The 14411-nt window shown below is 49.6% G+C and carries 12 protein-coding genes; 11 read left to right on the top strand and 1 reads right to left on the bottom strand.

Annotated features, from left to right (window positions below; genetic code table 11):
* Nucleotides 1-84: 84 nt before the first annotated feature.
* The 8 genes from A7975_RS27520 to A7975_RS27485 all read left to right on the top strand — a co-directional run bounded on the left by A7975_RS27520 (nt 85) and on the right by A7975_RS27485 (nt 10055).
* Nucleotides 85-1932 (top strand): cache domain-containing sensor histidine kinase, encoded by a 1848-nt coding sequence (locus A7975_RS27520; RefSeq protein WP_053371886.1) that lies wholly within the window; start codon nt 85-87, stop codon nt 1930-1932.
* The gene (locus tag A7975_RS27515) at nt 1907-2953 is read left to right on the top strand and encodes a response regulator transcription factor (protein WP_065387272.1); all 1047 of its coding nucleotides are present in this window, start codon (nt 1907-1909) and stop codon (nt 2951-2953) included. Before A7975_RS27520 ends, A7975_RS27515 begins: the two co-directional genes overlap by 26 nt.
* A gap of 125 nt (nt 2954-3078) precedes the next feature.
* A complete protein-coding gene (locus tag A7975_RS27510) occupies nt 3079-4761 on the top strand; it encodes a type 2 periplasmic-binding domain-containing protein (protein ID WP_065387271.1) in 1683 nt (560 codons plus the stop codon).
* Between the two features lie 27 nt (nt 4762-4788).
* On the top strand, nt 4789-5691 hold the full coding sequence (locus A7975_RS27505; protein WP_053371883.1) for an ABC transporter permease: 903 nt from the start codon (nt 4789-4791) through the stop codon (nt 5689-5691).
* Between the two features lie 15 nt (nt 5692-5706).
* Entirely contained in the window at nt 5707-6597 is an 891-nt protein-coding gene (locus tag A7975_RS27500; protein ID WP_065387270.1) for a carbohydrate ABC transporter permease, read from the top strand.
* Between the two features lie 6 nt (nt 6598-6603).
* A complete protein-coding gene (locus tag A7975_RS27495; RefSeq protein WP_065387269.1) occupies nt 6604-7977 on the top strand; it encodes an MGH1-like glycoside hydrolase domain-containing protein in 1374 nt (457 codons plus the stop codon).
* A gap of 263 nt (nt 7978-8240) precedes the next feature.
* The gene (locus A7975_RS27490; RefSeq protein WP_053371880.1) at nt 8241-9182 is read left to right on the top strand and encodes an aldo/keto reductase family protein; all 942 of its coding nucleotides are present in this window, start codon (nt 8241-8243) and stop codon (nt 9180-9182) included.
* A gap of 15 nt (nt 9183-9197) precedes the next feature.
* Nucleotides 9198-10055: an NAD-dependent epimerase/dehydratase family protein gene (locus A7975_RS27485; protein ID WP_053371879.1), complete on the top strand. Its 858-nt coding sequence runs from the start codon at nt 9198-9200 to the stop codon at nt 10053-10055.
* 83 nt (nt 10056-10138) lie between these two features.
* Here A7975_RS27485 and A7975_RS27480 read toward each other — a convergent pair whose 3' ends face one another.
* On the bottom strand, nt 10139-11155 hold the full coding sequence (locus A7975_RS27480) for an SLAC1 family transporter (protein ID WP_065387268.1): 1017 nt from the start codon (nt 11153-11155) through the stop codon (nt 10139-10141).
* Nucleotides 11156-11299: 144 nt separating this feature from the next.
* On the opposite strand from A7975_RS27480, the gene A7975_RS27475 reads away from it, so the two are divergent.
* The 3 genes from A7975_RS27475 (at nt 11300) to A7975_RS27465 (ending at nt 14338) form a co-directional block, all read left to right on the top strand.
* Nucleotides 11300-12187, top strand: coding sequence for a LysR family transcriptional regulator (locus A7975_RS27475; RefSeq protein ID WP_065387267.1), 888 nt, complete (start codon nt 11300-11302; stop codon nt 12185-12187).
* A gap of 112 nt (nt 12188-12299) precedes the next feature.
* A complete protein-coding gene (locus A7975_RS27470) occupies nt 12300-12974 on the top strand; it encodes a response regulator transcription factor (protein ID WP_065387266.1) in 675 nt (224 codons plus the stop codon).
* Nucleotides 12971-14338 carry a sensor histidine kinase gene (locus A7975_RS27465; protein ID WP_065387265.1) on the top strand — a complete coding sequence of 456 codons (1368 nt, stop codon included), beginning with the start codon at nt 12971-12973 and terminating at the stop codon, nt 14336-14338. Before A7975_RS27470 ends, A7975_RS27465 begins: the two co-directional genes overlap by 4 nt.
* Nucleotides 14339-14411 lie beyond the last annotated feature (73 nt).

The following is a 14411-nucleotide window of genomic DNA, read 5'->3' as shown; positions in this document are numbered from 1 at the left end:
CTTAATTTTGTCTCGTCCTCAAAATTATCCACTATAATGGGTAGCATAACTTCATTGTTATTTTTGCAAAAAGGGGCAGACGAAATGGGATTTTTTGTGAATGCTACGCTTCAAAAGAAAATTATTTTTTTAATGCTGCTGCTCTACATCCCCCTTCCGCTGCTTGGCCAGTTTTGGTATCAGAAATCGTACAAAGCGATCAAAGAGAATGCCATAGGCTCGAGCTATCAACTGGTCAATCAGGTTAATGACCATCTGGACACTTATTTTAAGGAAATACAACGTTTGATGTACCCGCTCTTGGTGAATGACCTGACCTCAGAGTTTTTGAACGGGTCGATGACGGATTCCTTTGAACGCTTCCGGCTATCCGAGCAAGTGGAGCGCAAGCTGCTTAACCCCCTTATGACCAATAGAGAGGATATACACGGCATTTCGCTGGTCACAGGCAAAGGCATCGCCGTATCCTCATCCAGCTTCATGTCGGCTGAACGAAGGTTTGGCATCTATGATGACCGGATCAAAGACAACGGCAAATTTGTCATTATGGGGCTGGAGCGGGAAGAGGAGGGCCCGACCTTCCTCACGATGGCGATTAAATTCAGCAGCTTGAATTACGGCGATGAAGACAGGGGCATGCTGATTGTCGATTTAAAGCTCGATGAAGTGATCAATATTACCCAAAACGTCAGAATCGGCAAAACAGGCTTTATTTGGATTGCCGATCCCGAGCAGAAAACGGCCTATCATCCAAGCGGTTATGGAGCAGAAACGAGTATACCGGAGCAGTATATGAAGGAAATGGGCGATCAGCGGCGCGGGACGTTTACCGTGCCAACCGACGAGGGAAATAAGCTGGTCGTGTTTTTTCGCTCAAGCAGTACCGGGCTTACCTTGTTCTCGGAGGTTTTGCTTGCCGAGCTTAATGCCTCGCTTCTGAAGGTTAGCCGAATATCGACCTTGGTTTCGCTCTTGCTGTTTTTTCTGGTGATGGTCGTTGCAAGCGCAGTCATGTACTCGCTGAGCAATTCGCTGCTCACGCTGCTGCGCTTGATGAAGCGGGCGGAGCTTGGCGAGCTTACCGTCCGTGCGCCGGAGAACAAGAACGCCGAGGTGGGCAGCCTTTACCGCGGCTTCAATAAGATGGTGGGGGAAATCAAGCGGCTGCTTGAGATCGCCCACGTATCCGAGCTAAGGGAGAAGGAGCTGGAGGTGAAGCAGAAGGAAGCGCTGCTGCATGCGATGCAAGCGCAGATCAATCCTCACTTCTTATACAATACGTTGGAGTTCATTAACTCCAGCGCCATCGTCGAGGGCAATGACAAAATCAGCCGCATGATCGTATCCCTAGGAGATATGTTCCGATATAATGTGCTGAATCCAAATGATATCGTCACCTTATGGGATGAAAAGCAGCATATTGAAGCGTATCTGTCTATCCAAGCCGAGCGTTACGAATCTTTGGCCTATTCGATTGAAATCAATAAAGCGCTGGGCAACCGGGTGCTATCCGTTCGGTCGACGCTTCAGCCCATCGTGGAAAACTGCTTTAAGCATGGCTTCCAAAAGCATAAAATATCGCCGAATTATGTCCGCATATCGGTAATGGAGACGGCTGCCGGCTGCCTGATCTCGGTGGAAGACGGCGGGAAAGGCATGTCGGAAGACGTATTAAGCTCTTACAACCGATTGTTTGATCTGCCTATTGAGGAGCTTATGGAGCATAAGCCTTCGCCCAATAATAAAATGTCTATCGGACTTCTAAATGTGCATACTAGAATACGATTGCTGTTCGGAGATCCGTATGGGCTGTTCATCGCCGCTTCAGGCGAAGACGGAACTTGCATGGATATTCTATTGCCCCTGAAGATTGAAGACCATCATGAAGGAAGCAAAGGAGAGGGCTATGACATACCGAATTCTTCTCGTTGACGATGAAGCGATGACAAAGAGAAGCCTATATAAAATTTTGACTGGCGCTAATGCAAGCTACAGGATCGTTGGGGAAGCATCCGATGGAGCGGAAGCGCTGCAGATTGCCCGGCGTGAGCAGCCGCATTTGATAATAACGGATATCAGCATGCCGGTCATGGATGGCATTGAGCTGATTCAGCGGCTGCGCGAAGACGGGCTGGACATGGATATCATCATTTTGTCGGGCTACGGCGAGTTTGAATATGCGCAGGAAGCGCTGCGGCACGGCGTTGTTGATTATATTTTGAAGCCGATGAAGCAGGAGCAGGTTACCCTGCTGGTAGAGAAGAGATTCGACCATTTCATGAAGTCCAGGCAAACCGCGATTATAAAAAGCCAACTCATCGCCCCGATCAGCTCGGCGGCGGAGCGAATCGGCCATGAGCTGTGGATCGCCAATGAGCCGGGCATGCGCAAGGAGATGCGCAGCCTCTCCTCGCTGCTGGACGATACCGAATTTATGCAGGAAGAGCGGATTTCACTGCTTCGTGATGCGGCATCCCTTATAAGCAACCGGCTGCAGCCGCAATTCCCGCATCAAGCGTGGGAGCTTCCATACGAGGGACAAAGCTACGGGCAAGCCTCCGAATCTTTTGCGGCGTGGCTGGACAAGCTGCTGAATGAAATCAGGGACAAGCGCAACTGGGGCAAGCGGGGCGTTATTCAGCAGGCTATCGATTACATTAAAACCAATTTTGCGGACTCCGAGCTCAATTTGGAGAAGGTGCTCGCCCCGCTTGGCATTTCCTCGACCCATTTTTACCATATGCTCATGGAAGAGACGGGGATGTCCTATATTGCTTACCTCACGCAAATCCGAATGGACCATGCCAAGGAGCTTTTGGAGCATAGCGACTTGAAAACGTATGAGGTGGGCCAGCGCTGCGGTTATCCGGATTATCCGCATTTTACGAAGCGCTTCAAAAGGCAGGTTGGCCTGTCGCCTTCTGAGTATCGGAAAAACATGCAGCAGGCATAAGAGTTATGAAACCGCTAACATCGATAATGAAAACGACATATACGGAACGAAAATGCCATTTTATTCGAATTCCCGGTTTACTACAATGAATGGGCAAGACAACATCTCACAAGGGGGATTCACCTATGAAACGGCAAGCGGCTACATGGATGGCCATTTTATTAAGCACGGTATTGCTCTTATCGGCATGCAGCGGCAAAACCTCAAACAACGGCGGCAACGCTCCTCAAGCGGGAGAAGGAACGCCAGGGGAATCGGCTGCGGCAGGAACGGTGAATGAATTCGGCTGGACTCTTCCGGCTAAAACGACGAAAATTCACTTCTATCAGGCCGATCAGGACAATCCCGACAAAATAAATAAAAAGCAGGCCGCGTTCCATAATTACCTGCTGGACAAGTTTAATGTCGACATCACGAGAACCTCTTTGGATGTTGATCCGAAAGAAAAGCTGAACCTTATGCTCGTATCCGGCGACTATCCGGAGGTAATTGCGGCGATGGATGATTCCGCGATTTCGCAGTGGAAGGCTCAAGGCAAAATTATGGATCTGGCGCCACTCGTCGATAAATACGGACCGAATATTAAAAAAGAGCTTGGCGCGCGTTACGAATCCTATCTCGATGAAGACGGCAAGCTGTGGGGCATCCCGCGCGGGTGGGGGTATCTGCCGATTCCTGATTTCACTGCCCATATCCGCTGGGACTGGTATCAAGAGCTTGGCGCTCCGGCTATCGAGACGCCTGAGGATTACTACAATGTGCTTAAGCAGATGGTAGAGAAGCATCCGACCAATGCCAATGGCGAGAAAACGTACGCGTTATCGTGGAACTCCGATGTGAAAATCAACAACGCGCTTGGCTTTTGGGGAATCAAGGACGGTTACACAGAGGATGCAGACCACAATTTGACCCACTGGCTGAACACGGAGGAAGGCAAGCAAGCGGTCCTTTATTACAATAAGTTTTTCCTTGACGGCTTGATGGACCCAGATGCGTTCGTCAACAAATTCGAGGATTGGAGAATCAAATTTTCCAATGAAAGAATTGCCGGACATATCGGTCCTTGGTGGCAGTCATGGAATGCTGGCCATGAAGTATGGCTGAAAACAGATGCCGATTATAAAGAGGACAAGCGTTACGTGCAGATTGCCTTTAAAGCAGAAGGCGCGGAGAAAGCCTATTTGTCGCCAAAAGATACGCACGGCTGGAACTATACAGTACTGACGGACAAAGCGGAATCGCCGGAAGAAATTATTAAATTTCTTGATTTCATGATGACTCCGATCGGAACGCGTTTGCTCGGCTGGGGCATTCCGAATATCGAGGATTCCTACTGGAACTATGAAGAGGGCGGCAAATGGTCGTTTAACGAAACGACGAAGAAAGCTCTTCTTGACGGCAAGCTGGATTTCGAGAAGACGGAAGCCGCGAACGGCAGCAATTCATTCTGGCTTGCGTATCCGCAGGGTCTGCTTAGCGACGATCAGAAGAGCACGGCTTGGTATGACCAGAACTTCATTCAGGATGACAAATGGAAAAAGCTCATGCACGAAAATGTAAGCGATACGATCTACGACAGCACGGAGCGCCGAGTGAGCTTTACGAACGACAATCCGCTAACGATTAAGAACCAGCAGATTGAAGAGCTGATCAAAACCGGCTTTGCGAAGGCCGTTATGTCCAAATCCGAGGCGGAAGCGATCAAAAACTTCGACGAGCTACGGGAAAAAGCGATCAAGATCGGACTTTCGGACATCGAGAAATACCGCACGGAACAATATAAAAAGAATATCGCTTTGTTGAAATAAACCGGAGGGCTGGAGGGAAGCCGAATCATGAACTATCTTAGACGCTTTTCCAGAGAGAGACAAATTTGGCTGATTAGCTTGCCGATCATACTGTGGGTGCTGCTCTTTGCTTATTTTCCCATGTACGGCTTAATCATAGCATTTCAAAATTACGTTCCCGGCCAAACCTTGTTTGGCAATTGGGTCGGCTTCGACAATTTTATCCGCTTCTTCCAAGAGCCTGATTTCTGGATGATTATGCGCAATACGATCGTGATCAGCATGCTGAACCTTTGCATAGGCTTTCCGGCGCCGATCATTCTTGCCTTGTTATTGAATGAGGTCAAAAACCGCGCGTTTAAGAAAACGATTCAATCGCTTTCCTATATTCCTTATTTCATCTCTTGGGTCGTTGTGGCCAGCATTCTGTTCACGCTGCTCGGAAGCGACGGCATCGTGAACGATCTGCTGCAGCGCTTTGGCCTCATCCAGGAGCCGATCCTCTTTCTCGGGGAAGGAAAATATTTTTGGGCGATTATCACCTCAGGAAACCTTTGGAAGGAAATCGGTTTTAGCTCCATTATCTATTTATCCGCGATAGCGGGTATCGACCGTGAGCAATATGAAGCGGGAAGGGTAGATGGGCTGGGACGGTTCGGGCTCGTATGGCATATTACATTGCCAGGGATCCGGGCGACGATCGTATTGCTGTTCATACTCGCTCTCGGCGGCATTCTGAATGCTGGCTTCGAGCAGCAATTGCTTCTGGGAAGTCCAACGACCCGGGATTATCATGAGGTCATCGATACGTATGTCTACCGTTTTGGCGTGCAGCTCGGCAATTACTCCTACGGTACGGCAGTCGGGTTAATGAAGAGCCTGATCGGCCTTACGCTGGTGGTGCTCGCGAACCGGCTTTCGAAACGATTGATGCAAACCTCGATATTCTAGAAAGGAGCATAAAGAATGAATACGCGATCTGTACCGGTATCTCAACGGGTTTTTGATATGATGAACATTATGGTCCTGCTCTTATTTGGCGCCATGGTCGCCTATCCCTTCTTGAATTTGCTTGCGCTGTCCCTGAATGACGGGGCGGATGCCGCGCGAGGCGGGATCTACATTTTCCCAAGAAAGTTTTCGCTGGACGCTTACGTCCTGCTGTCGCAAAACCATAAGCTGCTCGAAGGGTTTGGCTGGTCGGTGCTGCGCGTCATTGTCGGAACGTCGACCTGTTTATTCGTAACGGGACTGCTCGCTTATATCGTGAGTATCCGGCATTTCTCCGGACGGAAATTTATGCGCATCCTTTTTCTGGTCACGATGTATTTTAATGGAGGGCTTATTCCGGTCTACTTGTTGATGGTACGGCTTGGCCTGACAGACTCCTTCAACGTCTACTGGATTCCAACGCTGATCAGCGCGTATTTCATGCTGCTCATGGCCTCTTACATTTCGGAGCTGCCGGAAGCGCTGTTCGAATCCGCAAGACTGGACGGGGCGACCGAAATAACGATCTATATCAAACTCGTTATTCCGATGTCGCTCCCCGTGTTCGCCGCCGTGTTCATCTATGCCGCGGTAGGGCATTGGAATTCATGGTTCGATGTTGTCCTGTACAATTCCAGCGGGCATTTCGATACGCTGCAGGTGTACTTGCGCAGGCTGCTGCTGGAGGTAGAAGCCTCTCAGCAAATTATGGATCAGCAATTGATTTACCAGAAATTCAACAGCTTATCTCCTTTGACGCTGCGCGCAGCGACGACGATTTTGGTTACTGTGCCAATCCTGCTCGTATACCCGTTTTTGCAAAAATATTTCATTGGGGGCCTGACGATAGGCTCCGTGAAAGGATAAACAGTGATGGACACAGTCTTAAATACATTAACATTCCGCTCGGAAGACGAGGCGCTGAACCGCGGCTTTGAATGGGCGAAATTGCAGGCGCTGGCTTATGCGCATGACGGAAGCGACCCGGTCGGATTTTGGTACGAGGCGGCTTTGCCGGGAAGAAATGCCTTTTGCATGCGGGATGTATCCCATCAGAGCATGGGCGCTTCCGTGCTCGGCCTGCAAGCGCATACCCGCAATATGATGCAGCGGTTCGCCGAAAATATTAGCAAGGGAAAAGATTACTGCACGTACTGGGAAATGACAGGGGACAATGTTCCCGCGCCGGTAGACTACGAGAATGACGATGACTTCTGGTACAATCTCCCAGCTAACTTTGACGTCATTGAAGCATGCTACCGGCAATACCTGTGGACGGGTGACCGCTCTTATCTGGAAGACCCGGTTCTGCAAAACTTTTACCGCTTATCCGTGACCGAATACGTGAAGACATGGGATAAGGACGGAGACGGCATTCCGGAGTACGATCCCGCTTACGGAAGACGTGGGCTGTCGAGCTACAACGAAGCCGGCGAATATCCCAAAATAGGAGCCGATTTGATCGCGCTGATGATCGCAGGTTATCAGGCTTATGCCGAAATCGAAAAATCGTTGGGAAACAACGAGCTCTACGCAGAATACTCGGACAAGGCGTTACAGCTTCGGAAGCTGCTGGAGCGGCAGTGGTGGGATGAGGCAAGCGGCTGCTTCTTCGTCGCCTTGGGACAAAACGGCTCCTTCCTCGGGGCAGAGTCCGGCGAGGGACAGTTTTTGCCGCTCTATTACGAAGCGATTGCGGACAAAGAGAAACGGGAGGGCGCGCTGCGCTCCATGCATGCGCAAGGCGTCACCAACGTCGAGGGCATGTCCTATTTGCCGGAGACTTACTATAGATGCGGCGAAGACGGCGAGGGCTTGCGCAGCCTAAAAGAGCTGATGGACCCCGCGCTTGAGAGACGCGAATATCCCGAGGTATCTTTTGCCGCCATCGGCGCAGTCGTCTCGGAGCTTATGGGCATATCGGCGGATGGCATCTCAACCGTAACTACGGTGTCGAGGCTAACGGAGGAGCTTGCCTTTGCGGAAATCGCTCAGGTTTCCGTGCTTGGAAGAGCGGTTAGCGTGAAGCATGAGGGCAGAACGTCTACGGAATTCACCAGCCATTCCGGCGAAGCGCTCATATGGCGTGCGAAATTTTATAATGACGCTAAATCCCCGGCTGTATTGCATCACAATGGAGAAGTTATCCGCGGGGCGAGCGGATTTGACAAGCTTGGACGCCGTTACGCATACGCGGAGATTGCGGTCGCTCCGGGCGAGAAGCATGTCATCTCGGTTGTATCTTGAGCAGGATAAAGCAGACGGAATAATAAAATAAAAACATGAAGTGAAAGCATGCAGTGCAGCCATTATACGGCGGCTGCATGCTTTTTTTTTAGTTAAAATAGACGGATAGAGTAGTTACCAAATGTATAGTATATATAGGTCATATAATATAGTGATCTTTTTTTCACTACTTACATATTGAAACGAACTTCTCTAGAATAGAGGTGCAAGCGATAGAGAGTCATTCCATTGTTCGTACACCATTCTTGAGGAGATGAGTAGAGATGCAATTTCGTCATTTAGGAAAGAGCGGATTGAAGGTTAGCGAAATCAGTCTTGGAAGCTGGTTGACATACGGAGGATACGTAGAACGCGAAAATGCGGTGAAAGCGATACAAACGGCTTATGGGCTGGGCATTAACTTTTATGATACGGCAAACGTGTACGAGCGTGGGGAAGCGGAGAAGCTGATGGGTGAGGCGCTCCGTGCCTTCCCGCGTGAATCCTATGTTCTTGCGACTAAAGTGTTCGGCCAGATGGGCGACGGTCCCAATGACCGCGGCTTGTCCCGCAAGCATATTATGGAGCAGTGCCATGCCAGCCTGAAGCGGCTTGGCTCAGATTATGTGGATCTGTACTACTGTCACCGCCATGACCCGAGCACGCCGATGGAAGAAACGCTGCGGGCGCTCGATGATCTGGTGCGTCAAGGCAAGGTGCTGTACGTAGGCGTCAGCGAATGGACAACCGCCCAGATGGTGGAGGCGCATGCAATCGCGGATCGTTATTTATTAGACCGCATCGTAGTAAACCAACCGATTTATAATATGTTTAACCGGTATATCGAGAAGGAAGTCATTCCTTACGGAGAGCGCGGCGGCATCGGACAAGTCGTGTTCTCGCCGCTTGCGCAAGGGCTGCTGACGGGCAAGTACAGCTCGGTGAACGAGGTTCCCGCAGACAGCCGCGCCGCGAAGCTCGACGGCATGCGGAAAAATGTGACCGAGGAGAAAATCAATAAAGTGCGCGAGCTGGGCAAAGTGGCAGCCGAGCTGGAGCTAACGGTCGGACAATTGGCGCTTTCCTGGATTTTGCGGCAGCCGAATGTGTCGAGCGCGCTGGTTGGCGCGAGCCGCCCCGAGCAGGTAGAAGAGAATGCGAAGGCATCCGGTATCGTGCTAAGCGCGGATGTCATCGAGCGGATCGAACAAATTTTGGAATCGTAAGAAGGAGGAATTGAAATGCCTAAAGTAGTCGTTACAGGCGGGAGCGGAATGCTTGGCAAATGGGTGGTCAAGCATTTTGTTGAGCAGGGATATGAGGTCGTCAATGCGGATGTTAAGCATCCAGCGGAGCCGCTTTGCCGTACCGTCATCGTTGATTTGAACCAGCTGGGCGAAGTTTATGGCGTACTCGCTGGAGCGGATGCCGTCGTGCATTTGGCTGCGATACCGGTCGCTTACTCGCATCCGAATGAGGTGACGTTCCATAATAATGTGATGTCTACCTACAATGTGCTGGAGGCGGCGGCGGGGCTCGGCATCCGCAAGGCGGTCATTGCCTCAAGCGAATCCTCTTACGGAATCGTGTTTGCAGCTCAACGTTTTGGACCGCAATATGTGCCCGTTGATGAGGAGCATCCGCAGCTTCCGCAGGACAGCTACGGATTGTCCAAGATCGTAAATGAGCAAACGGCCGATATGATGAACCGGAGAACGGGCATGCAGGTCGTGTCTTTCCGTTTAGGGAATGTCATACCGCCTGAGGCGTACGAGCGGTTCCCGTCCTTTATTCATGATCCCGAGCAGCGCGAGCGGATTTTGTGGAGCTATATCGATACGCGCGATGCAGCGGAGGCTTGCAGGCTGGCGGTTGAAGCCGAGGGGCTAGGGAGCGTGGCGATCAATTTAGCGGCGGATGATTCCAGCATGGCCGTTGCAAGCCGTGAGCTGATGGCTGCGCGTTTTCCGGAGGTCAACGACTTCCGCAAGCCGCTTGCGGGTCATGAATCGCTGCTCAGCAATGAGAAGGCCAAGCGGCTGCTGAACTGGCTGCCGAAGCATGCTTGGCGCGATCATGTCAAAGATTGGGACAAGTAACACTCGTGCGGTTTTACTTAAGGAAGGAGGCCAACCGGAGCTTAGCGGTTGGCCTTTTTGTTAAGGCTCCATTTCACTTCACACTAGCGAGATGGTTGAACTGCATGAGGATAATATTTTTTATGGAAAAATAAATATACAGTACCGATGATTACGATTGAGGTAAGAAGCAAGGAGACCATTAAAAGCGTAACGGCAAAGAATATAAAAATGGGTGATTGCTGCTCCCGAGCCATTAGCAGAAATCCTTGAGCGACAGTGGCAACTCCAAAGGTATAAGCCCAGTAACCCGGAGCGAATGCTTGTTGCCTTAACCAGTTGTAGGACAGAACTAAAGAAATGGTTAGGAAAAGAGAATAACCTGCCAGCGCGTAGGTTAATAAATCGGATGACTGACCGCTAAGCACTTGGTACGCAACGAGCACAATAGCGGCCGGTGCCATATAGATCCCCATGAAATTTCTTGTTTTGGCATCAAGTCCGCCTGTTACCAATTGCTGCAGCACGACGGAGTCCAATATAAGCCACGAGATTGCTCCAATGCCAAATAGCATCCAACCATATTCCTTATATCCAAATAGGCCTGCGATCAATGCATTAACAAGCACGCTAGCTGTATAGGTAAGGAATAAGGAGGGGGTCACTTGCTCGTTTCCGCGGGGTACCGCCCACATTCGGGCAAGCCGATAGGAAGCATAGGCTATATTGGTTACCGATCCTACCCAGAAGAGAACGTGGGAAAAGGTGTCCAGATAAGGCAAAAAGGCTAATGCAAGCAGGATTAACGATTCTGGAATCAAGGCAACAAATGAAGCTTGAATAGGATCTCGCCATTCATTGACGGCTGAAGGGCGATGATTGATCCATTTGTTCGTATAAAGCGCGCCCCACCACAAAAAGGAAAGAATCGCTAACAACTCGAAAACAATGCCGTATGCACGAGGAACATTCCAGGCATCATGAGCAAAGAGCAAAGCATTCCCTGTCTCAGCCAAACCTAAAGTCATTGCGAAATAAGAGGCTGGAGCAATTGGAAGCAGCCCTTTTAAAGATGCTGCTTGTTGATTTTGACGCCTGTTAGCCGAATCGATTGATTCCATAAGTGTTCCCCCTATATGTTCTTGCTGCTAGTATCCATTGTAGTGAAACGATGAACGATAGATCAATATTGATATTTCTATAATAATGATTGATAATTTAAATGACTTATCCATTAGATGAAATCAGCAAAAGGGGGGAGCATCATGGAATTAAGGCAGTTAGAATGCTTTATTGCCATATGCGAGGAACTGCATTTTACGAGAGCATCGGAGAAGCTGGGCATCACCCAGCCTACTTTAAGCTACCAGATTAAACTTCTTGAAGATGATTTAGGAATGCCTTTGTTTAACCGAATCGGGAAGAAGATCACGATGACGGAGGCAGGAAGCCTACTGCGCAATCATTGCAGCACCATATTTGGTTCCTTGGCCGGAGCACGCGAAGAAATTTTTGAGCTGCAGCACATTGAGCGTGGCACGCTGTCGATAGGCGTATTGATCGGGGAGATAAATGAACTCGTATCAGGCCTTCTGATTGATTTTCATCGCATGTATCCCAAAGTTCAAATCAAGCTTTACGGCGTTGAAGATGTGGTAGAGCCTCTCGTCGACAACGATCTGGATTTTGCCGTGACCATTCTGCCTCTGGAGGATGAGAGATTCGGCAAGGTATCCCTTTATGAAGAGCAATTTTATTTTGTAATGAATGAGGACCATCCGCTTTCAAAAAACAAGTCCATTGCACTTGATGAAGTAAAAAAAGCATCGGTTATTATGTTCCCGCCTACTCATCGCTGCCGGAAAATGATCGATTTGGCTTGTTCGCTGCAGAGCTTTGATTTGAATCCGAAAATAGAAACCTCGACGATTGAATCGTTGCTGATGCTTGTTCGTTCAGGCGCAGGGATATCTATTTTGTCCAAAACGCTGCTTGAGCTGTACCCGCATCCAGAGTTGAAGGTGGTTCCGTTGACGAATCCGGTTTTAAAAAGGGAAGTGGGCGTCATTTATTTAAAAGATCGTTATATGGGGAAAGCGGCGAAGGAATTTATAGAGTTGCTGATCAAACATATTGCGGTTATAAAAAAATGACCTCCGCGCTTTGGCGGAGGTCATTTTTCATGCTTGCCATTTATGTTTCAAATCTTATTTATAGTATAATGGTTACTACTAAATGGGTTGGATAACAGAGATGAGGGAACGGATGCCTACGATACTGGTTGCTGACGACGATGCGAACATTCGCGAGCTTGTCTGTTTATTTCTGCGCAACGACGGATATGAAACGGCCGAAGCGGCGGACGGAAAGGAAGCGTTGGCCGTCTATGCCTCGACGCACGTCGATCTTGTCGTGCTCGATATTATGATGCCGATTATGGATGGTTGGACGTTATGCAAGGAGCTCCGAAGAAGCAATCCTGATCTTCCGCTGCTAATGCTTACTGCGAGAGGCGAAACCTGGGAGAAAGTGAAAGGCTTCCAGCTTGGGACGGATGATTATTTGACGAAACCATTTGATCCGCTGGAGTTGACGGCGCGCATCGGGGCATTGCTGAAACGATATCGGATTGGCTCCACGCAGACGATCCGCTTAGGCAACGTCATTCTTGATCGGCAGATTTATAAAGTGATCAGCGGCAAGGAGTCACTCACGCTGCCGCTTAAAGAGTTTGAATTGCTTTATAAGCTAGCAGGGACACCCGGGCAAATCTTTACGCGCGAGCAGCTGATCGATCAAATTTGGGGAATTGATTATGCTGGCGATGATCGAACGATTGACGTGCATATTAAACGCCTTCGGGAGCGGTTCGCGGCTACACCCGACTTTCGCATCGAAACGGTGCGTGGACTTGGTTATCGGCTTGAGGTGTACGAATGATCAAGTCCTTATATACACGAGTAGTCTTGATCTTTCTTGTCTCCGTAATCGGGGGCACTGTCATTGCTTTTTTTGTGGCAACTTGGGTATTTAAAGATAAATTGAACGAAAACCTGCATGTTGCCTTATCCAACTTTGGCCAGGACTTCGTCCGCGTTTACGAGACCATCCCGCCCAGTGAAGCGGACTCGTTCGTAAGCGGAATGAAGCAGCTTGATTCCTATCATGTTCGAATTTTCGATAAAACAGGGCAGTTCCAGTCTTACGGAACGCTTCAGGGACATCATATTGCCAATGTGACCATGGAGCAAGTAAACAAAGTGCTGCGCGGGGAAGTTGTTCGGGTCAATACGGATGGTATTTCCAGTATTTTATTAGGGCTGCCGTTGAAAACGGAAATGGGGACGAAAGCGATGTTTGTGGAGCCGCTCGCTCCCTCTTCTTCCACTTTTCTCGTTAAATGGATATGGTCGTTTGTAACCTATTCGTTGGTTACAGGAAGCTTATTGATTTTAGCTGCCTCCATGTTCCTGATCAGACCGATCAAAAGGCTTACATACGCGACTAGACGTATAGCAGCTGGAGATTTCAACGTGAAGCTGAATATTAAACAATCGGGTGAGCTAGGTACTTTGGCCCGCAGCTTCGAAGAAATGATACATGATCTTCAGCAGCTGGAGCAAATGCGCAGGGAATTTGTATCGAATGTGTCGCACGAGGTCCAGTCGCCGCTCACGTCGATATCCGGTTATGCAATCGCGCTCAAGCAAGTAGACATTGCGCCTGCCGAGCGAGGCCGTTATCTCGATATTATCATCGCTGAAGCGGAGAGGATGTCCAAGATGAGCGATAGCCTGCTGAAGCTGAGCTTGCTTGAATCACAGTCGCAGCAGATGCGGCTTGTCACGCTCCGTCTTGACGAACAAATAAGGCGCGTAATCGTTGCGATCCAGCCGCAATGGTCGGCTCGCAACATCCGCTTCGAGCTTAATCTGAGACCGGTTACCTTAACCGCTGATCATGACCAGCTAAATCAGGTATGGACCAATTTACTCGGCAACAGCATCAAATTTTCTACGGACGGCGGCACGATAATCGTCAGCGTCAAGCAAGATAACAAAAACGTGACAGTCCGAATATCCGACACTGGCATTGGTATTTCGCCGGAGGATCAGAAGCGAATATTCGATCGGTTTTTTAAAGCTGACCGTGCCCACAGCCGCAAATATGACGGCAGCGGCATGGGACTTGCCATCGTTAAACAGATCGTATCGCTTCATCGGGGCGACATCCGAGTCGAAAGCGAGCTCGGCCAAGGAGCAAGCTTTATTGTTACCTTGCCAATAACGACGCCGATTGAGTAATCAGGTTGTCTCCTTCCTTCTTCTCCATGTTGCGGCATCTTGTGCAAGCTTCCTTGCATGCGATGCCGCAGCA

The organism is Bacillus sp. FJAT-26390 (assembly GCF_001682865.1).
In the GTDB taxonomy this organism is placed as follows: Bacteria; Bacillota; Bacilli; order Paenibacillales; family Paenibacillaceae; genus Pristimantibacillus.
This window is presented reverse-complemented; position numbering and strand designations above follow the sequence as displayed.